The 18373-nt window shown below is 74.1% G+C and carries 20 protein-coding genes; 10 read left to right on the forward strand and 10 right to left on the reverse strand.

Annotated features, from left to right (window positions below; translation table 11 throughout):
• The first annotated feature begins 9 nt into the window (after window positions 1–9).
• Together M8C11_RS17305 and M8C11_RS17310 are read left to right on the forward strand one after the other, a co-directional pair.
• Window positions 10–1191, forward strand: coding sequence for an acetoin utilization protein AcuC (locus tag M8C11_RS17305; RefSeq protein WP_252450635.1), 1182 nt, complete (start codon window positions 10–12; stop codon window positions 1189–1191).
• Window positions 1192–1216: 25 nt separating this feature from the next.
• Window positions 1217–3772: a bifunctional GNAT family N-acetyltransferase/acetate--CoA ligase family protein gene (locus M8C11_RS17310; protein WP_252450645.1), complete on the forward strand. Its 2556-nt coding sequence runs from the start codon at window positions 1217–1219 to the stop codon at window positions 3770–3772.
• Window positions 3773–3775: 3 nt separating this feature from the next.
• Here the strand turns inward: M8C11_RS17310 and M8C11_RS17315 are convergent, their stop codons facing one another.
• The 4 genes from M8C11_RS17315 to sigB all read right to left on the reverse strand — a co-directional run bounded on the left by M8C11_RS17315 (window position 3776) and on the right by sigB (window position 6098).
• Entirely contained in the window at window positions 3776–4183 is a 408-nt protein-coding gene (locus tag M8C11_RS17315; RefSeq protein ID WP_121684293.1) for a VOC family protein, read from the reverse strand.
• Window positions 4180–4671 carry an SRPBCC family protein gene (locus tag M8C11_RS17320; RefSeq protein WP_121684292.1) on the reverse strand — a complete coding sequence of 164 codons (492 nt, stop codon included), beginning with the start codon at window positions 4669–4671 and terminating at the stop codon, window positions 4180–4182. The genes M8C11_RS17315 and M8C11_RS17320 overlap by 4 nt, the downstream gene beginning before the upstream one ends.
• Window positions 4668–5003: a helix-turn-helix transcriptional regulator gene (locus M8C11_RS17325; RefSeq protein WP_120573912.1), complete on the reverse strand. Its 336-nt coding sequence runs from the start codon at window positions 5001–5003 to the stop codon at window positions 4668–4670. The genes M8C11_RS17320 and M8C11_RS17325 overlap by 4 nt, the downstream gene beginning before the upstream one ends.
• Window positions 5004–5111: 108 nt before the next feature.
• Window positions 5112–6098, reverse strand: a complete 987-nt coding sequence (sigB, locus tag M8C11_RS17330; protein WP_194802988.1) for an RNA polymerase sigma factor SigB — start codon at window positions 6096–6098, stop codon at window positions 5112–5114.
• Between the two features lie 220 nt (window positions 6099–6318).
• On the opposite strand from sigB, the gene M8C11_RS17335 reads away from it, so the two are divergent.
• Window positions 6319–7107, forward strand: coding sequence for a sporulation protein (locus M8C11_RS17335; RefSeq protein WP_121684305.1), 789 nt, complete (start codon window positions 6319–6321; stop codon window positions 7105–7107).
• A 6-nt stretch (window positions 7108–7113) separates the two neighbouring features.
• On the opposite strand, the gene dtd is transcribed toward M8C11_RS17335, so the two are convergent.
• Both dtd and M8C11_RS17345 read right to left on the reverse strand, forming a co-directional pair.
• Entirely contained in the window at window positions 7114–7536 is a 423-nt protein-coding gene (dtd, locus tag M8C11_RS17340; protein WP_013474500.1) for a D-aminoacyl-tRNA deacylase, read from the reverse strand.
• Window positions 7536–9020: a methyltransferase gene (locus M8C11_RS17345; protein WP_252450647.1), complete on the reverse strand. Its 1485-nt coding sequence runs from the start codon at window positions 9018–9020 to the stop codon at window positions 7536–7538. The genes dtd and M8C11_RS17345 overlap by 1 nt, the downstream gene beginning before the upstream one ends.
• Window positions 9021–9201: 181 nt before the next feature.
• Here M8C11_RS17345 and M8C11_RS17350 point away from each other — a divergent pair, with 181 nt between their 5' ends.
• The 3 genes from M8C11_RS17350 to M8C11_RS17360 all read left to right on the forward strand — a co-directional run bounded on the left by M8C11_RS17350 (window position 9202) and on the right by M8C11_RS17360 (window position 12430).
• Window positions 9202–10422, forward strand: a complete 1221-nt coding sequence (locus M8C11_RS17350; protein ID WP_120571034.1) for a S8 family peptidase — start codon at window positions 9202–9204, stop codon at window positions 10420–10422.
• Between the two features lie 118 nt (window positions 10423–10540).
• The gene (locus M8C11_RS17355; protein ID WP_252450649.1) at window positions 10541–11125 is read left to right on the forward strand and encodes an HhH-GPD-type base excision DNA repair protein; all 585 of its coding nucleotides are present in this window, start codon (window positions 10541–10543) and stop codon (window positions 11123–11125) included.
• 72 nt (window positions 11126–11197) lie between these two features.
• Window positions 11198–12430 (forward strand): low temperature requirement protein A, encoded by a 1233-nt coding sequence (locus tag M8C11_RS17360; protein WP_252450651.1) that lies wholly within the window; start codon window positions 11198–11200, stop codon window positions 12428–12430.
• Window positions 12431–12434: 4 nt separating this feature from the next.
• Here M8C11_RS17360 and M8C11_RS17365 read toward each other — a convergent pair whose 3' ends face one another.
• A complete protein-coding gene (locus M8C11_RS17365; protein WP_013284778.1) occupies window positions 12435–12746 on the reverse strand; it encodes a hypothetical protein in 312 nt (103 codons plus the stop codon).
• On the reverse strand, window positions 12736–13047 hold the full coding sequence (locus tag M8C11_RS17370; RefSeq protein WP_216932656.1) for a hypothetical protein: 312 nt from the start codon (window positions 13045–13047) through the stop codon (window positions 12736–12738). The genes M8C11_RS17365 and M8C11_RS17370 overlap by 11 nt, the downstream gene beginning before the upstream one ends.
• A 106-nt stretch (window positions 13048–13153) precedes the next feature.
• Here M8C11_RS17370 and M8C11_RS17375 point away from each other — a divergent pair, with 106 nt between their 5' ends.
• The gene (locus M8C11_RS17375; protein ID WP_145754740.1) at window positions 13154–13510 is read left to right on the forward strand and encodes a DUF3099 domain-containing protein; all 357 of its coding nucleotides are present in this window, start codon (window positions 13154–13156) and stop codon (window positions 13508–13510) included.
• 39 nt (window positions 13511–13549) lie between these two features.
• Here M8C11_RS17375 and M8C11_RS17380 read toward each other — a convergent pair whose 3' ends face one another.
• Both M8C11_RS17380 and M8C11_RS17385 read right to left on the reverse strand, forming a co-directional pair.
• Entirely contained in the window at window positions 13550–14446 is an 897-nt protein-coding gene (locus M8C11_RS17380; protein WP_252450662.1) for a carbohydrate kinase family protein, read from the reverse strand.
• On the reverse strand, window positions 14443–15363 hold the full coding sequence (locus M8C11_RS17385) for a pseudouridine-5'-phosphate glycosidase (RefSeq protein WP_120571028.1): 921 nt from the start codon (window positions 15361–15363) through the stop codon (window positions 14443–14445). Before M8C11_RS17385 ends, M8C11_RS17380 begins: the two co-directional genes overlap by 4 nt.
• 88 nt (window positions 15364–15451) lie before the next feature.
• On the opposite strand from M8C11_RS17385, the gene M8C11_RS17390 reads away from it, so the two are divergent.
• The 3 genes from M8C11_RS17390 to M8C11_RS17400 all read left to right on the forward strand — a co-directional run bounded on the left by M8C11_RS17390 (window position 15452) and on the right by M8C11_RS17400 (window position 18274).
• The gene (locus tag M8C11_RS17390) at window positions 15452–15670 is read left to right on the forward strand and encodes a DUF3039 domain-containing protein (RefSeq protein ID WP_013284783.1); all 219 of its coding nucleotides are present in this window, start codon (window positions 15452–15454) and stop codon (window positions 15668–15670) included.
• Window positions 15671–15710: 40 nt separating this feature from the next.
• On the forward strand, window positions 15711–16361 hold the full coding sequence (locus tag M8C11_RS17395; protein WP_145754656.1) for a trimeric intracellular cation channel family protein: 651 nt from the start codon (window positions 15711–15713) through the stop codon (window positions 16359–16361).
• A 191-nt stretch (window positions 16362–16552) separates the two neighbouring features.
• Window positions 16553–18274: a DEAD/DEAH box helicase gene (locus M8C11_RS17400; RefSeq protein WP_120573908.1), complete on the forward strand. Its 1722-nt coding sequence runs from the start codon at window positions 16553–16555 to the stop codon at window positions 18272–18274.
• The last annotated feature ends 99 nt before the right edge of the window (window positions 18275–18373 follow it).

An 18373-nucleotide genomic window follows, 5' to 3' on the forward strand; every position in this document is an offset into this window, starting at 1 on the left:
GATGGCCGCATGGCCGACGACACGGTGGTGGTGTGGGACGAGGGTCTCCTCGCCTACGACATGGGCGACCATCCCCTCGACCCGGTCCGGGTCGAGCTGACCATGGCGCTCGCCCGCGAGCTGGGTGTGCTGGACCGGCCCGGCGTGCGGCTGGTCAAGCCCGAGCCGGCCGACGACGCGCTGCTCACCCGCGTGCACGATCCGGCCTACCTGGACGCGGTCCGGTCCGCGCCGCGCGACCCGCTGTTCGCCGGGTTCGGTCTGGGCACGTCGGACAATCCGGTCTTCGACGGGATGCACGAGGCGAGCGCGCTGATCGCCGGCGCCACGACGGCCGCCGCCGAGGCGGTGTGGCGCGGCGACGCCCGGCGTGCGGTGAGCGTGGCCGGCGGGCTGCACCACGCGATGCCCGCCCGGGCCGCCGGGTTCTGCGTCTACAACGACCCGGCCGTGGCCATCGCGCGGCTGCTCGACCTCGGCGCGGAGCGGATCGCGTACGTGGACGTGGACGTGCACCACGGCGACGGCGTGCAGGAGATCTTCTACCGCGACCCGCGGGTACTCACCGTCAGCCTGCACGAGACGCCGCTCGCGCTGTTCCCCGGCACCGGGTTCCCGGACGAGACCGGCGGCCCGGGCGCGGAGGGCACCGCCGTCAACGTGCCGCTGCCGCCGGGGGTGGGCGACGCGGGCTGGCAACGGGCGTTCCACGCGATCGTGCCGTCGGTGCTGCGCGCGTTCCGGCCGCAGGTGCTGGTCACCCAGTGCGGCGCCGACGGGCACCGCAAGGATCCGCTGGCCGACCTGCACCTCTCCGTGGACGGGCAGCGGGCCACCTACCGCGCGCTGCGGGCGCTCGCCGACGAGCTGTGCGACGGCCGCTGGGTCGCCACCGGCGGCGGCGGGTACGCGCTGGTCGAGGTGGTGCCCCGGGCCTGGACGCACCTGCTCGCGATCGCCACCGGCGAGCCGGTCGACCCGGCCACGCTGACCCCGCCCGGCTGGCGGGAGCTGGCCGCGCGGCGGCGACCCGGGCACGACGTGCCGTTGCGGATGACCGACGACGTGGACCCGTCGTACCAGCCGTGGCAGCCCAGCGGCGAGCCGAACGCGGTGGACCGGGCCGTCGCGGCCACCCGCAAGGCCGTCTTCCCGCTGCTCGGGCTCGATCCGCACGACCCGCGCGACTGAGCCGGCGGCAGGGGAGGACCGACCGGTGACCACCGTCGAACAACCGGTGGACGTGCTGCTCAGCGACGGCACGACCGTCCAGCTGCGACAGATCCGTCCGGAGGACGCGCCCGAGATCGTGGCCATGCACGGCCGTTTCTCGGAGCGCACCCGATACCTGCGGTACTTCTCGCCGTACCCGCGTATCCCGGAACGCGACCTGAAGCGCTTCGTCAACGTCGACCACCGCGACCGGGAGGCGTTCGTGGTGCTCGCCGGCGAGCGGATCGTCGCCGTCGGCCGGTACGAGCGGCTCGGCCCCTCCTCGCCCGAGGCCGAGGTGGCGTTCGTGGTCGAGGACGCCTACCAGGGCCGGGGCATCGGCTCGGTGCTGCTGGAACATCTGGCCGACGCGGCCGGACGCAACGGCATCGTGCACTTCGTCGCCGAGGTGCTCCCGGCCAACGGGGCGATGCTGCGGGTCTTCGCCGACTTCGGCTACCAGGTCCAGCGCCAGTACGCCGACGGCGTGGTGCACCTGAGCTTCCCGATCGCGCCCACCGAGGCGACGCTCGAGGTGCAGCGCGGCCGGGAGCACCGCACCGAGGCGCGGTCGATCGCCCGGCTGCTCGCGCCGCGCGGCATCGCCGTGTACGGCGCCAGCACCACCGGCCAGGGCGTCGGCGCGGCGCTGCTCGGGCATCTGCGTGACGGCGGCTTCGCCGGGGCGATCGTGCCGGTGCACCCGAGCGCGGCGACGGTGGCGGGGCTGCCCGCGTACCCGTCGGCGGCCGACGCCGGCCAGGACGTCGACCTGGCCGTGGTGGCGGTCCCGCCGGACGCGGTGACCGACGTGGTCCGCGACGCGGCCCGCGCGGGGGCGCACGGCCTGGTGGTGATCTCGGCCGGGTTCGCCGAGTCCGGCCCGGCCGGCGCGGCGGCGCAGCGCGCGCTGGTCCGCGCCGCGCACCTGGCCGGCATGCGGGTGGTCGGCCCGAACTGCCTCGGCGTCGCCAACACCGACCCGGCGGTACGCCTCAACGCCACGCTCGCCCCGGTGCTGCCCGCGGCGGGGCGGGTCGGCGTGTTCAGCCAGTCCGGCGCGTTCGGGGTGGCGCTGCTGGCCGAGGCGTCCCGGCGCGGGCTCGGCCTGTCCAGCTTCGTCTCGGCCGGCAACCGGGCCGACGTGTCCGGCAACGACCTGCTCCAGTACTGGCAGGACGACCCGGCCACCGACGTCATCACGCTCTACCTGGAGACGTTCGGCAACCCGCGCAAGTTCGCCCGGCTGGCGCGGCGCATCGGCCGCCGCAAGCCGGTGGTGGCGCTCGCCTCGCTGGCCCGGCCGCCGGGCGTGGGGGAGGCGCCCGCGCTGGACGCGGCGGCGGTGAGCGCGTTGTTCGCCCAGTCCGGGGTGATCCGGGTGGACACCGTGTCCGAACTGCTCGATGTGGGCGTGCTGCTGGCCCACCAGCCGCTGCCGGCCGGGCGTCGGGTGGCGGTGGTGGGCAACTCGTCGGCGCTGACCGGGCTGGCCGCTACCGCCTGCGCGGCGCAGGGACTGACCGTTGCCGACGGCTACCCGCGGGACGTCGGGCCGAGCGCCGGGGCCGCCGCGTACGCCGCCGCGCTCGGCGAGGCGGTGGCCGACGAGCGGGTGGACGCCGTGGTGGCGGTGTTCGCGCCGCCGCTGCCGGGCCAGCTCGCCGATCCGGTGGCCGACTTCGCGGCGGCGCTGCCCGAGGCGCGGGTCACCGGCAAGCCGGTGGTGGCGACGTTCCTGGCCGGGCTGGTGCCGGCCGGGGTGCCGGCGTACCCGAGCGTGGAGGAGGCGGTGCGCGCGCTGGGCCGGGTGACCGCGTACGCGGACTGGCTGCGCCGGCCCGCCGGGGTGCTGCCGGAGCTGGCCGACGTGGACCGGACGGCGGGGCACGCCGCGCTGCGGCCGGACGGCGCCGACTCGGCGGCGTTGCTGCGCGCGTACGGGATCGACGTGGTGGACTCGGTGCCGGCCCGCTCGGCCGAGGAGGCGGCGGCGGTGGGGGAGCGGCTCGGCTGGCCGGTGGCGCTCAAGGCCGCCGCCCCCGGGCTGCGGCACCGCCTCGACCTGGGCGCGGTACGCCTCGACCTGACCGACGCCGCCGCGCTGCGCCGCGCGTACGCGGAGATGGCCCCGGTGTTCGGCGCGGAGGTGCTGGTCCAGCCGATGGTCGCGCCGGGCGTGGCGTGCGTGGTGGAGCTGGTGGAGGATCCGGCGTTCGGGCCGGTGGTCGGGTTCGGGCTGGGTGGTGTCGCGACCGAGCTGCTCGGTGACCGGGCCTGGCGCGCGGTGCCGCTGACCGACCGGGACGCCGCCGAGCTGGTCGACGAACCCCGGGCGGCGCCGCTGCTGCGCGGGCACCGGGGTGCCGCGCCGGTGGACCGGGCGGCCCTGGTCGACCTGCTGGTGCGGGTCGGCCGCCTCGCCGACGAGCAGCCCCGGGTGCGGTCGCTCACGCTCAACCCGGTGCTGGCCCGGCCGGACGGCATCTCGGTGCTGCACGCCACTGTGCGCACCGGCGCCGAGGCCGCCCGTCCGGACACCGGCCCGCGGAGGTTGTAGGCCTCAGCCGCGCTCGGAGATCTGCTGTACCGCCCACTCGTTGCCGTCCGGGTCGCGGAAGAACACGAAGCCGACGTTGTCCAGCGGGTGCGGCACCGGGCGCGGGTTCTGACCCATCACCTGGATCTCGCTCACCTCGACGCCCCGCTCGACCAGCTCGGCGTGCGCCCGCTCCAGGTCGGGCACGACGAGTTGCAGGCCCTTGAGGGAGCCCGGCGGCATCTCCGGTACGACGCCCCGGCCGAGCACGATCGAGCACCCGGAGCCCGGGGGAGTGAGTTGGACGATCCGCCCCGCGCCGCCCAGATCGGTGTCGTGGTCTAGGACGAAGCCGAGCCGCCGCACGTAGAACTCCTTGGCCCGGTCCAGGTCGGAGACCGGTACGACCACCACTTCCAGCGTCCAGTTCACGTTGTCGCTCCTGTCGTCGAATCGTTGTGCAGCGCTGCCGCGAGGCGGTCGAACGCCTCGCTCAGGCCGCGGGTCATCGGATAGCGCAGGACGGTGTCGCGGCCCTGCGCGGTGGCGTACCGCAGGTGGGTGACGACCGTGGTCCGGTCCGCCGGACCGGTGAAGTCGTGACGCACCAGCGTCTCGCCCGGATAGGACTGGTCGTCGAAGAGTTCGGTGCAGACCAGCCGCGCGGGCGGGTCGACCTCCCGGTACGTGCCGCCCTGGGCCATCAGGTCGCCGTCCGGTCCCCGGGAGACGAACCGCCAGCGCCCGCCGACCCGCAGGTCCACCTCGCACTCGACCAGGTGCCAGCCACGGGCGCCCCACCAGCGGACCAGCAGCTCGGGTCGGGTGAAGGCGGCGAACACCAGGTGGCGCGGGGCGGCGAAGTCGCGGCTGAGCCGGATCTCCCGGTCGCCGTGCAGCGTGACGGTCAGGCCGGTCACCGCTGCTCCCCGGCGGTCAGCTCGGCGAGCACCTCGTCCAGCCGCGCGTAGCTCTCCGCCCAGTAGTCGCGGTAGTCCGCCAGCCACGCGACGGCCTCCCGCAGCGGCCGGGCGTCGAGCCGGCAGGGGCGGCGCTGGGCGTCCCGGCCCCGGGTGACCAGGCCGGCGCGTTCGAGCACCTTGAGGTGCTTGGAGACGGCGGGCTGGCTCATCGCGAACGGCTCGGCCAGCTCGGTGACTGTGGCCTCACCGGCGGCCAGCCGGGTGAGGATGGCGCGCCGGGTGGGGTCGGCGAGCGCGGCGAATGTGGCGTCGAGCAGATCCGCGGACACGTTCATAACCTCCTGGTTGTGTAACCAGTCGGTTCTATACGGCGGGAGCGCCCGGGTCAAGCGCGACAGGCCCCGGCGAACCGCCGGGGCCTGTCGGGGCAGGGGGGATCAGCAGGCGTACGCCTCCAGCCGGTTCGCCCGCTCCGGGTCGCGCAGCTTGAGCAGCGTGACCTTCTCGATCTGCCGGATCCGCTCCCGGGACAGGCCGAACTCGCGGCCCACCTCGTCCAGCGTGCGCTGCCGGCCGTCGTCCAGGCCGAAGCGCAGCCGGATCACCGCCTGCTCCCGCTGGGACAGCGTGGCCAGCACGATCCGGACCTCGTTGCGCAGCTCGCCGTTCGTGGCGGCGTCGCCCGGCTCGGTACGCGGGTCGACGGCGGCGACGAAGTCGCCGAGCGCGCTCTCGCCGTCCTCGCCGACGGCCTGGTCCAGGCTGACCGGCTCCCGGTCGTAGGAGATCAGCTCGATCACCTGGAACTCCGGGATCTCCAGCGCCACGGCCACCTCGCTCACGGTGGGCTCGCGGCCCAGCGTCACCGACAGCTCCCGGCGCACCCGGACCATGCGGTTGACCTGCTCCACCATGTGCACGGGGATGCGGATGGTGCGGGCCTGGTCGGCCATGGCGCGGGTGATGGCCTGGCGGATCCACCAGGTGGCGTAGGTGGAGAACTTGTAGCCCTTGGTGTAGTCGAACTTCTCGACGGCGCGGATGAGGCCGAGGTTGCCCTCCTGGATGAGGTCGAGGAAGGCCATGCCGCGACCCGTGTAGCGCTTGGCGATGCTCACCACCAGCCGCAGGTTCGCCTCCAGCAGGTGGTCCTTCGCGGCGCGGCCCTCGGCCGCGATCAGCGCCAGGTCCGCGCGCAGCTCGGCGGAGACGGGGGTGCAGGTGGCCAGCTTCTCCTCGGCGAAGAGGCCGGCCTCGATCCGCTTGCTCAGCTCGACCTCCTGCGCCGCGGTGAGCAGCTTGGTGCGGCCGATGCCGTTCAGGTACGCCCGGACCAGGTCGGTGGAGACGCCGCGCTCGTCGGTGGCGTCGAGGTCCGTGAGGGTGACGTCCATGTCCTGGTGCTCGATCATCTGCTGGGTCATCTCTGTTCTCCCCGTGTCCGACGTGCCTACCGGTCCCGTGCCGCCCACGCGGTGGTGGCCGATGACAAACAGCTTGGCGGTCGGGGCGTGAGACGGGAGTGAGGCGATCGGGGAACCGACAGGAATCCTCGCGGGAATCCGGCATCCGCTTGCCCGGCGCGGTTACCGTGCCACCGACCGGCCGTCGGAGCCGGCCCGGCACTGATGATCGGAGAACGTGGTGGTCTTCAAGCGGCTCATGCAGGCGATGGGTGTGGGCGGACCGTCGGTGGAGACGGTGCTGGCCAACCCGAACTGCCGCCCGGGCGGCGTTCTGGAGGGCCGGATCCAGGTGGTCGGTGGCGACCACCCGGTGGACGTGAGCTACGTCGCACTCGGTCTGGTCACGCGGGTCGAGGTGGAGAGCTCCGATTCGGAGTACGACGTCAACCAGGAGTTCGGCCGGGCCCAGATGACCGGCCCGTTCCGGCTGGAGCCGGGGCAGCGCCACGACGTGCCGTTCCGCTTCCAGGTGCCGTGGGAGACGCCGCTCACCGACCTGTACGGCCAGCACCTGCACGGCATGACGATGGGTCTGCGTACCGAGCTGGAGGTGGCGCGGGCGATGGACAAGGGTGACCTGGACCCGGTCGCGGTGCACCCGCTGCCGGCCCACGAGCGGCTGCTGGAGGCGCTGCTACGGCTGGGCTTCCGCTTCGCGCGCGCCGACGTCGAGCGTGGACACATCTACGGCCTGCACCAGCAGCTGCCCTTCTACCAGGAGATCGAGTTCTACCCGGCGCCGCAGTACGCGGGCGCGATGAACCAGCTGGAGGTCACCTTCGTGACCGATCCGCGGCAGGTCCACGTGGTGCTGGAGCTGGACAAGCGGGGTGGCCTGTTCACCGAGGGCCGCGACGCGTTCGGCCGGTTCACAGTGGACCACGCGACGGCGGACCGCACGGACTGGGCCGCCCAGCTCGACGGCTGGCTGCGTCAGTCGCTGTCCCGCCGCGGGCTGTTCTTCTGATCCTCCTCAGAGGTCGAGCACGAGGGTCCGGGGACCGACGTTGACGCTCTCCACGAGCATGTGGGCGCGGAAGCGGCCGGTCTCCACCTTCGCGCCCCGGGCGCGCAGCTGTTCGACCACGGCGTCCACCAGGGGCTCGGCCACCTCGGCCGGCGCGGCGGCGGTCCAGCTCGGCCGCCGGCCCTTGCGGGCGTCGCCGTAGAGCGTGAACTGGCTGACCACGAGCAGCGGCGCCCCGACGTCGGCGGCGCTGCGCTCGTCGTCGAGGATCCGCAGCTCGTGCAGCTTGCGGGCCATCGTGGCGGCCACCTGCGGGGTGTCGGTGTGGGTGACGCCGAGCAGCACCAGCAGCCCGTCGGCGATCTCACCGGTCACCTCGTCGTCGACTGTCACCCGGGCCCGGCCGACGGTCTGCACCACCGCCCGCATCAGTCGGTCACCGGCTCGACGATGCCGCGCTCGACCAGGTGCGCCACGATCGGCCCGGCGGCCTCGGCCAGCTCGTCCGGTGCCACGTCGTGCGCGGCGGCCAGCAGGGCGAGCTGGTCGCGCAGCGGCAGCCGGCCGTCGGCGCCGCCGACCAGGGCGAGCACCAGCGGGTCGATCTCCTCCGACCAGCGCAGCCCGCGCGGCATGGCCAGGACCTGCCGGTCGACAGCCCAGCCGTCGTCGCCCATGGTGGCCTCCTGCCGCAGCTGGAGGCCCTCGGCGGCGCGGTAGCGGGCGGCGAGCAGGCCCTCGGTGTCCCGGGCGCGCAGCCAGTCCTGCCGGGCGAACCACTCGCCGATCCGGTCGCCCAGCGGCGGCTCGACCCGCTGGCGCAGGTCCTCCACCCGGACGACCGGCTGGTCGTGGCCGGAGCGACGCAGCGAGACGATGCCGAAGCCGATCGCCTCCACCTTGTGCGCGTCGAACCAGTCCAGCCAGGCCGCCATCCGCTGCGGGTCGGCGCTCTCGCCGACGTCGGTGAGCCACAGGTTCACGTACGCCATCGGGTCGGCCACCTCGCGCTGGATCACCCACGCGTCCAGGCCGGTGCCGGCGAACCAGCCGGTGACCCGCTCGGCCCAGTCCTCGCCGGTGACGTGCACCCAGTTCGCCAGGTACTGCATCGTGCCGCCCTCGGTGAGCAGGTCCGGCGCGGCGGCGGCCAGCTCCGCGCCGATCGCGTCGCCGACCCGGCCGGAGTCCCGGTAGACGTGCGTGGTGGTGCCCGGGCCGACCACGAACGGGGGATTGCTGACCACCAGGTCGAAGCGGCGCCCGGCCACCGGGGCGACCATGTCACCGCGCAGCAGCTCCCAGTCCTGCCCGTTGAGCGCGGCGGTGGTCGCGGCGAAGCGCAGCGCCCGCTCGGAGACGTCGGTGGCGGTGACCCGGCGGGCGTGGGTGCCCAGGTGCAACGCCTGGACGCCGGAGCCGGTGCCGAGGTCGAGCGCGGTGTCCACGGTCGGGCGCACCGCGGCCGAGATCAGCGTCTGGGTGGCGCCGCCGATGCCCAGCACGTGCTCGGCGTGCAGCGGACGCCCGGGGCGCGCGGCGGCCGGCACGTCGGCGAGAACCCACCACTCGTCCCCGTACGGCTCCAGGTCGACCCCGGCACGCAGGCCGTCGCCGTGCCGCTCCACGATGCCCCCGGCCAGTGCCTCGTCCAGCGCGAGCGGGGCCAGCGCGGCGGCCACCGCCGCCTCCGGCTCGGTCTGGTCGCAGATGAACACCCGGATCAGCGTGGCCAGCCGGTCCCGGTCCTCGGTGGCGCGCAGCGCGGCCCGGTAGTCGTTGCGGGCCACCGCGCCGGTGGCCTGCGGGCCCAGGCGGTCGGCGATCCCGTTGGCGGTGAAGCGGGCGAGCGTCAGCGCGGTGCGCAGCGCGTCGACCCCGGCGGGGGAGAGCAGCATGTCGTGACGGTCCACGTGCTCATCCTGCCCCGGGCGCCGTCCAGCGTGGCGCGGCACCCGCCGAATCCATAACGTCGACCGCATCTATCGGCGGCTATCTCTTTCATGTTTATCGATCTCTGGCTAGCATTCCTGCCAACATCCGTCGATGGGGCGATCCGGCCACAAACCGGGCCGCCCGGTAGGGAGCCAGACGATGCCCGACGTGTCCCTTCCCCGGCGGCGCGCGCTGCGTGCGCTCGCCGTCACGGCCGCCGCCGCGGCCTTCGCCGCCGCCGCCTCCACGCCCGCTCTCGCCGCGCCCACCGGGGAGATCCGGTACGCCGGCGCCGCGGACGCCGTCAGCGGCAGCTACGTGGTCGTGCTCAAGGGCGACGCGGTCGGCACCGCGAACACCCTCGCCGCCCGTACCGCCGTGCCGGACCGGGCCGCCGGCCTGGCCAAGCGCTACGGCGGCAACGTCGGCACGGTGTGGAGCTCCGCTCTCACCGGCTACAGCGCGAAGATGACGCCCGCCCAGGCCCGCCGGCTCGCCGCCGACCCGGCCGTCGCGTACGTCGAGCAGGACCGCGTCATGACCACCCAGGGCACCCAGACCGGCGCCACCTGGGGCCTGGACCGGATCGACCAGCGCAACCTGCCGCTGAACAGCACCTACACCTACCCGAACACCGCCAGCAACGTGCGTGCCTACATCATCGACACGGGCATCCGCACCACGCACAGCGACTTCGGCGGCCGGGCCACCTGGGGCACCAACACGGTCGACACCAACAACACCGACTGCAACGGCCACGGCACGCACGTCGCCGGCACCGTCGGCGGCACCAAGTACGGCGTGGCCAAGAGCGTGCGCCTGGTGGCCGTCAAGGTGCTCAACTGCTCCGGCAGCGGCACCACCGCCGGCGTGATCAGCGGCGTCAACTGGGTCACCTCGAACGCGGTGAAGCCGGCCGTGGCCAACATGAGCCTCGGCGGCGGCGCCAGCACCACGCTGGACAACGCGGTGGCCAACTCGATCAACTCCGGCATCACGTACGCGCTCGCGGCCGGCAACTCCAGCGCCAACGCGTGCAACTCGTCGCCGGCCCGGGTCGCCTCGGCGATCACGGTGGGCGCCACCACCAGCACCGACGCCCGTGCCTCCTACTCGAACTACGGCTCCTGCGTGGACATCTTCGCCCCGGGCTCGTCGATCACCTCGGCGTGGCGGACCAGCGACACCGCCACCAACTCGATCAGCGGCACGTCGATGGCGTCCCCGCACGTGGCCGGCGCGGCGGCGCTCGTGCTGTCCGCGAACACCTCCTACACCCCGGCTCAGGTGGCCAGCTACCTGACCAGCAACGCCACCACCGGCAAGGTGACCAGCCCGGGCTCGGGCTCGCCGAACCGGCTGCTCTTCGTCGTCAACTGACGACACGGGTGACCTGACCACACCGTGGGCCGCGGCCCGGTGGACCTCGCAGGGGTCCGCCGGGCCGCGTCACGTCGTCGGGGAGTCGGCGCCCGCGACCGGCGGGCGGGGCGGCAGGATGGTCCCCATGACGCTGTCACTGCCCGTCGACCCGCAGGCCAACGAACTGCTGGCGCGCAGCCCGCTGGCCCTGCTCCTCGGCATGGTGCTGGACCAGCAGGTGCCGATGGAGAAGGCGTTCTCCTCCCCGTACGTGCTGGCGCAGCGGCTCGGCCACGAGCCCGACGCCGCGGAACTGGCCGGGTACGACCCGGAGGCGCTGGTGGAGATCTTCGCCCGGCCGCCCGCGCTGCACCGCTTCCCCAAGGCGATGGCGGCCCGCGTGCAGGAGGTGTGCCGGGCGCTCGTGGAGCGTTACGACGGCGACCCGGCCCGGCTCTGGTCCGACGTGACCGACGGCCGGGAACTGCTGCGCCGGGTGGGTGAGCTGCCCGGGTTCGGCCGGCAGAAGGCGCAGATCTTCGTCGCGTTGCTCGGCAAGCGGTTCGGGATCACCCCGGACGGCTGGCGCGAGGCGGCCGGTGACTACGGCGACGCGGACGCCCACCGGTCGGTCGCGGACGTGACCGATCCGGAGTCGCTGCGCCGGGTACGCGAGTTCAAGCAGCGGATGAAGGCGGAGGCGAAGGCCGCGAAGGGCTGATCCGCCGCCCGCCGCCGCAACCGGCCCGCCGCCGCTGTCGTTGGTCGCCAGGACGGGGGACGGGAGCGGACGATGACCGAGCAGCGGGGCGGGGCGCTGCTGCGTACCGCGTCCAGTCCCGGGCGGGCCACGTTCCTGGAGCTCTTCTTCGACCTGGTCTTCGTGTTCGCGCTGACCCGGGTCTCCCAGCGGCTGATCGACGGCCTCGACGGCTCCGCCGGTGCGGTGGCCGCCGAAGTGGGCAAGACCCTGCTGCTGTTCCTGGTGCTCTGGCAGGTCTGGACGATCACCACCTGGGTGACCAGCCGGTACGAGCCGGAGCGCGCCGTCATCCAGGTCGTGGTGGTCGGCACCATGTTCGGCAGCCTGGTGCTGGGCGTGACGCTGCCCCGCGCGCTGGAGGAGCGGGCGCTGCCGTTCGCGCTCGCGTACGTGGTGGTGATGGTCGGCCGGCCGCTGCTGATCGCGGCGGCGTTGCGCGGCCACCCGCGGCGTCTGGTTCCGCTACGGCTGGCCGCCTGGGCGGGGGCCAGCGCCCCGCTGTGGCTCGCCGGCGCGCTGATGCCCGGTCCCCGCCTGGCGCTGTGGGTCGTCGCGCTGGCGGTGGACCACCTCGGCACGTTGCTGGGCTGGCCGCTGCCGAGGATCGGGGCGTCGCCCATCCGGCAGTGGCTCGTCGCCGGGGAACACCTCGCCGAGCGCTACCAGCAGATCTTCCTCATCGCGCTGGGCGAGTCGATCCTGGTGATCGGCGTGACGTACAGCGGGAAGGAGTTCTCCGGCGAGGCGGCGGTGGCGTTCGCGATCTCGTTCGTGATCACGGCGCTGCTCTGGCGCATCTACTTCTACCGGGCCGGTCACCTGCTGGCGGAGGCGTTGCGGATGGCCGGCACGCCGGGGCGGCTGGCCGAGTCGGCCGCGCAGACCCACCTGTTCATGGTGCTCGGCGTGCTCAGCGCCGCTGTCGGCTACGAGCTGGTCATCGCCCACCCGTACGACACGGTTCAGCCGAACTGGCTGGTCTTCGTGGCGGGCGGCCCGGCGCTGTTCCTGGCCGCCCGGTCCCGGTTCGAGTACGAGATCTTCGGCCGGGTGTCCCGCCCCCGGCTGGTCGGGCTGCTCGCCCTGGTGCTGCTCCTGCCCGCGCTGGCGGCTGTGCCGGCGATGTTCGCGCTCGGCGCGGTGGCTCTCGTGCTGGCGCTGGTCGCGTTCGCCGACGCCCGCCGGGCCTGGCACCGGCCGCCGGAGCCCTCCGCCTCACCGATCGGGCGGGAGATGCTCGACGAGGCCGGCCCGGAGGCGTGAGCCGTCAGGCGGCGGTCGGGCGGGACAGAGACGCCAGCGCGCGGCGTACGTCGGCCAGCGAGACGGTGGCCGAGTCGTCCAGGTCGGCCAGGCCGGCCTCGATCCACTGCCGCATCAGTGTGGTCACCCCGATGCCGCGCGCGTCGGCGGCGGCGCGGACCCGCTCGTACGTCTCCAGCGGGAGCCGGACCGACCGGCTGACCATCGGCACGTCGGTGTCGGGGGTGGGCAGCTGCGCCGGCGACGTGTCGTCGATCAGGTCGGCGAACGCGTCGCCTCCGGCGTGGAACCGCTTGGTCGCCTCGTCACGGTGCATCGTGACCGCCTCCTCGTCGGCGTGAGTTCCGCACCGCCTCGTCGTAGCGCTTGGCCTCGACGTCGCTCAGCTCGCGGGCGGAGAGGATGTCCCAGTCGTTGTCGGTGCCGTCGGCCTCGGCCAGCAGCACGGCGAGCCGCCGGCCGCGGTGGTCGGTGGCGTAGACCACCATGACGTCGTCCCCGAGGTGGCGGATGACCCGGCGGTTGCTGTGCAGGGCCTCCCAGACTTCCCCGGGTGTGACGTCGTAGACCCGCAGGTTCGCCAGCGCCTCGTCGGTGAAGCTGAACCGGTTGGCCACGGGCGAAGCGTACCACGCACGTAACACGCACCGGGCTGTCACGATTTTCGCCGATCATCCGTCCGGAGTGACAGGATGGGCCCTATCCCCTCGTAGGAGGTCCGTGGTGAAGCGTCAGGCGTACCAGCCGATACTGATCACCGACGCCCCGCGCAGCCAGGACGACCAGCTCAACAGCCGGCAGAAGCGTTACGTGCTGATGATGGCCATCCGGGTCGCGTGTCTGGTGGCCGGCGCGATCCTGGTCGGCGCGAAGGCACCGCTTCTCTGGCTCTGGCTGCCGCTGTGCGCGCTCGGCATGGTGCTCGTGCCCTGGCTGGCGGTGCTGCTGGCGAACGACCGGCCGCCCAAGGAGGAGCACCGCCTGGCGAACCGGTTCCAGAACCGGCACCGCGAGGAGCCCGCGCCCACGGCCCTCACCGCCGAGGAGAACCCGCACAAGATCATCGACGCCGAGCCCTGACCGGCCCGGGCGGAGCGCCGCCCGGACCGGCCGCCGGCGTCACGGCGCCGGGCGGGCACCCACTGTCGTCACGGCGAGCGCGCCCAGGTCACCGGCCCGGGCCAGCGCGGCACGCGGGTCGGCGCCGGCCAGCCACGCGGTGAGCAGCCCGGCCGCGAACGCGTCCCCGGCGCCGGTCACGTCCACCACGTCCACCCCGGGCGCGGGCGCGAACTCCACCACACCGCCGCGCTCCACCCACACCGCGCCCGCCGCGCCGCGCTTGACCACCACCCGGTGCGCCACCGCTGTGAGCGCCCGCGCCTGCGCCGCCGGGTCCAGCCCGCCGGCCAGCACCGTCGCCTCGTCCGTGTTGACCAGCAGCAGGTCGACGTCGCGTACCCAGGTCAGGAACGCCCCGCCGACGCGCCGCAGCGGCGCCGCGGACGCCGCGTCGACGCTGACGGTCAGCCCGCGCTCGCGGGCCGCGGCCAGCGCGCGCAGGCCGGCGCCGCGCGACCCGACGTCCAACAGGGTGTACGCGGACAGGTGCAGATGCCCGGCGTCGGGCGCGGCGGCCAGCGCCGCGTCCACGTGCCCGGCGGTCAGCCGCAGGTTCGCGCCCCGCTGACTGATCATCGTGCGCTCCCCGTCGTGGGCGAGCACGATGACGGTGCCGGTCGGGTAGCCCTCGTGCCGCTCCACCGCGCACTCGACACCGATCCGGGTCAGCTCGGCCACCCGCTCCCGGCCGGTCTCGTCGTCGCCCACGGCGGCGACCAGCGTCACCGCCGCGCCCTGCCCGGCGAGCCAGGCCGCGGTGTTCGCCGCCTGCCCGCCGCCGCTGAACCGGATCCCGGCCGCCGTGTCCGAGCCGGTCGCCAGCGGCCCGGACAGCACCGCGAGCACGTCGGTGATCACGTCGCCGACGACGACGATGCGCGGCCTCCCGCTCATGAGGTGGTCGCCGCGGCGACCGCGATCCGGGCCGCGAGATCGGCGTTGCGCAGGATGATCCGGACGTTCACCGCCAGGCTCGCGCCCTCGGTCGCGGAGTGGAAGTGCGACAGCAGGAACGGGGTGACCGCCTTGCCGGTGATCCCCTCGCGGGCCAGCGCCGCCAGTCCTTCGGCGAGCGTGCGGTCGTGCAGCGCCGGGTCGAGCTGCTCGTCGGCGGGCAGCGGGTTGGCCACCACCAGACCGCCGTGGTGCACGCCGTGCGCCGCGCGGGCGGCCAGCACGTCGGCCACCTGCTCCGGCGACTCGACCGACCAGTCCAGGTCGAAGCCCGCGTCGGTGAGGTAGAAGCCGGGGAACCGGCGGGTGCGGTAGCCGACCACGCCCACCCCGAGCGTCTCCAGCCGCTCCAGCGTGGCCCCCACGTCGAGGATCGACTTCACCCCGGCGCAGACCACGGCGATCGGCGTCCGGGCCAGCGTGACCAGGTCGGCCGACTCGTCGAACGTCTGCGCCGCCTCGCGGTGCACGCCGCCCAGCCCGCCGGTGGCGAACACGCCGATCCCGGCCGCCGCCGCGACCGCGCTCGTGGCCGCGACGGTGGTGGCGCCGTCCGCTCCGGTGGCCGCCGCCGGGGCCAGGTCGCGGACCGAGAGCTTGCTCACGCCGTCGACGGTGGCGAGCCGGGTGAGCTGGTCGTCGTCCAGCCCGACCCGCAGCCTGCCGGCGACCATGCCGATGGTGGCCGGCACCGCCCCCGCGTCCCGTACGGCCTGCTCGATCTCGCGCGCCACGCGCAGGTTGTCCGGCCGGGGCAGCCCGTGCGAGACGATCGTGCTCTCCAACGCCACGACCGGGCGGCCGTCCCGCAGGGCGTCGGCCACCTCACTACCGAGACTGATGTGAAAGTTGGTCACGTCGGCTACCGTACGGGCCGCCTCCGGCCGGGGCCCAGGTGGACCGGGGCGGACCGACCTGCAAAACTGGAACGCCGGAGGTGTAGTCGTGAGCACAGAGGTTCTCGAGCGTCCCGAGCTGAAGGACGCGGACACTGGTCCGGAGATGTTCCACTACGTCCGCAAGGAGAAGATCGCCGAGAGTGCCGTCATGGGCACCTACGTGGTCGCGCTCTGCGGCGAGACGTTCCCGGTCACCAAGGCGGCCAAGCCGGGCTCGCCGGTGTGCCCGAAGTGCAAGGAGATCTACGACTCGTACGCCGAGTGATCCCGGGCGGCTCCGCCGCCCCTGGACGTAACCTGCGGCGGTGACCACCTCCACCCCCCTTCTGCTCGCCGATCTGACCGGCGTGGCGGTCTTCGCCGCCTCCGGCGCCTCCGCGGCGGTGGCGAAACGGCTCGACCTGTTCGGGGTGGTCTTCGTCGGCGTGGTCGCCGCGCTCGGCGGCGGCATCTTCCGCGACCTGGCGATCGACGAGGTACCCCCGCTGGCGTTCGCCGACTGGCGCTACGCCGCCACCGCTGCCGTCGTCGCCACCGCCGTGTTCTGGCTGCACCCCCAGCTCGCCCGGCTGCGCACCACGGTGCTGGTGCTCGACGCCGCCGGCCTCGGCCTGTTCACCGTCACCGGCACGCTCAAGGCCCTCGACGCCGCCGTCCCGGCCGTCGGCGCGTGCATGATCGGCATGCTCACCGCGATCGGCGGCGGGCTGGGCCGGGACCTGCTCACCGGCGAGATCCCGGTGGTGCTGCGCCGCGAGATCTACGCGCTGGCCGCGCTCGCCGGTTCGATCGCGGTGGCGCTGCTGTCGGCGTGCGGACAGGCCACCGCCGTGCCGCTCACCGGCGCCGCGATGTTCGTGTTCGGGCTGCGCCTGATCGCGCTGCGCCGCCGCTGGTCCGCACCGGTGGCGACGATGCGGCCGCCGCGCACCGGCACCCGGGGACCACTGCCCTGACCCGCCGTGCGCCGGGGTGGGCGGATGTGACAGGCGTGGCGTCGAGTGGGGCGTACGGCCCGCGCTGGTTATGCTGAACCGGCCTTCGCGGCACCGGATGCGCGAGGGCGTTTTCATGGGCGGCGGCTCCCGTGGCCCCGGTCGGGCCCGCCGCCGTCCGCGGCGGAGAGGAGCTACGCGTGCCACCGCGGATGCCGGCGCTCGACACGTTCCCGCCCCTGCGCGCCTGGCAACGCAAGGCGCTCGTGGAATACCTGCGCCGCCGGACCGAGGACTTCACCGCGGTCGCCACGCCCGGCGCCGGTAAGACCACGTTCGCGCTGCGCATCGCCGCCGAGCTGCTCGCCGACGGCAGCGTCGAGGCGGTCACCGTGGTCGCGCCGACCGAGCACCTGAAGACCCAGTGGGCGCAGGCCGCCGCCCGGGTCGGCATCCAACTCGACGCCGCGTTCCGCAACGCCGACCTGCACTCCGCGGCCGACTTCCACGGCGCCGTGGTCACCTACGCCCAGGTGGGCATGGCGCCGCAGGTGCACCGGCGCCGCACCATGACCCGCCGCACGCTCGTCATCCTCGACGAGATCCACCACGCCGGCGACTCCCGTACCTGGGGCGACGGTGTGAAGGCGGCGTTCGAGCCCGCGGTACGCCGGCTGATGCTCACCGGTACGCCGTTCCGCTCCGACGACAACCCGATCCCGTTCGTCAGCTACGAGCGTGGCGGCGACGGGCTGCTGCGCTCCCGCGCCGACTCGGTCTACGGCTACTCCGACGCGCTGCGCGACGGCGTGGTCCGGCCGGTGCTGTTCCTGGCGTACTCGGGGGAGACCCGGTGGCGCACCAACGCCGGCGAGGAACTGGCCGCCCGCCTCGGCGAGCCGATGACGCAGGACCTGATCGCCCAGGCGTGGCGTACCGCGCTCGACCCGGCCGGCGACTGGATGCCGCAGGTGCTGCGCGCCGCCGACGCCCGGCTGAGCGTGCTGCGCGCCAACGGCATGCCCGACGCGGGCGGCCTGGTCATCGCCAGCGACCAGCAGGTGGCCCGCTCGTACGCGAAGCTGCTGGAGCAGGTGACCGGTGAGAAGGCCGCCGTGGTGCTCTCCGACGACCAGGGCGCGTCCGCGCGGATCGCGACGTTCGCCGCCTCACAGCAACGGTGGCTGGTCGCGGTGCGGATGGTGTCCGAGGGCGTCGACATCCCCCGGCTGGCAGTCGGCGTGTACGCGACGAGCGCCAGCACCCCGCTGTACTTCGCGCAGGCGATCGGCCGGTTCGTCCGGGCCCGCCGCTCCGGCGAGACCGCGTCGGTCTTCCTGCCCAGCGTGCCGCACCTGCTCGGGCTCGCCAGCGAGATGGAGGCCGAGCGGGACCACGTGCTCGGCAAACCGAAGGACCGCGAGGGCTTCGACGACGACCTGCTGGAGCGCGCCCAGCGCGACGACGGCGCCAGCGGGGAGCTGGAGAAGCGTTTCGCCGCGCTCTCCGCGACCGCCGAGCTGGACCAGGTGATCTTCGACGGGGCCTCGTTCGGCACCGCCGCCCAGGCCGGCACGCCGGAGGAGGAGGAATACCTCGGCCTGCCCGGGCTGCTCACCGCCGACCAGGTCTCGCTGCTGCTCACCAAGCGGCAGGCCGAGCAGCTCGCCGCGCAGAAGCGCCGGGCCGCCCAGCGGACCGCTGAGCCGGCCGCTGCGGCCCCGGCGGCGGCGCCCCCACCGATGAGTGCCGCCCAGCGCCGCGTGGCGCTACGGCGGCAGCTGAACGCCCTGGTGGCCGCCCGGCACCACCACACCGGCCAGCCGCACGGCAAGATCCATGCCGAGCTGCGCCGGATCTGCGGCGGCCCGCCCAGCGCGCAGGCCACCATCGAGCAGCTCGAGGAGCGCATCGCCACCGTGCAGACCCTCTGACGGGTCGGCCGGGTCGACCGGACACGAAAAACCGGCCGGAGGCTCCCCTTGCGGGTGCCTCCGGCCGGTCATGTCGGGTTATGGACTTCCTGTCGGACC

This window comes from Micromonospora sp. CPM1, from assembly GCF_023896895.1.
Taxonomy (GTDB): domain Bacteria; phylum Actinomycetota; class Actinomycetes; order Mycobacteriales; family Micromonosporaceae; genus Micromonospora; species Micromonospora tulbaghiae.

Coding starts and splice junctions, on each gene's coding strand:
- M8C11_RS17305 (WP_252450635.1), top strand. CDS start 10: ATGGCCGACGACACGGTGGTGGTGTGGGACGAGGGTCTCCTCGCCTAC.
- sigB (WP_194802988.1), bottom strand. CDS start 6,098: ATGACCCAGCAGATGATCGAGCACCAGGACATGGACGTCACCCTCACG.
- dtd (WP_013474500.1), bottom strand. CDS start 7,536: ATGCGGGCGGTGGTGCAGACCGTCGGCCGGGCCCGGGTGACAGTCGAC.
- M8C11_RS17350 (WP_120571034.1), top strand. CDS start 9,202: ATGCCCGACGTGTCCCTTCCCCGGCGGCGCGCGCTGCGTGCGCTCGCC.
- M8C11_RS17355 (WP_252450649.1), top strand. CDS start 10,541: ATGGTCCCCATGACGCTGTCACTGCCCGTCGACCCGCAGGCCAACGAA.
- M8C11_RS17360 (WP_252450651.1), top strand. CDS start 11,198: ATGACCGAGCAGCGGGGCGGGGCGCTGCTGCGTACCGCGTCCAGTCCC.
- M8C11_RS17365 (WP_013284778.1), bottom strand. CDS start 12,746: ATGCACCGTGACGAGGCGACCAAGCGGTTCCACGCCGGAGGCGACGCG.
- M8C11_RS17380 (WP_252450662.1), bottom strand. CDS start 14,446: ATGAGCGGGAGGCCGCGCATCGTCGTCGTCGGCGACGTGATCACCGAC.
- M8C11_RS17400 (WP_120573908.1), top strand. CDS start 16,553: ATGCCGGCGCTCGACACGTTCCCGCCCCTGCGCGCCTGGCAACGCAAG.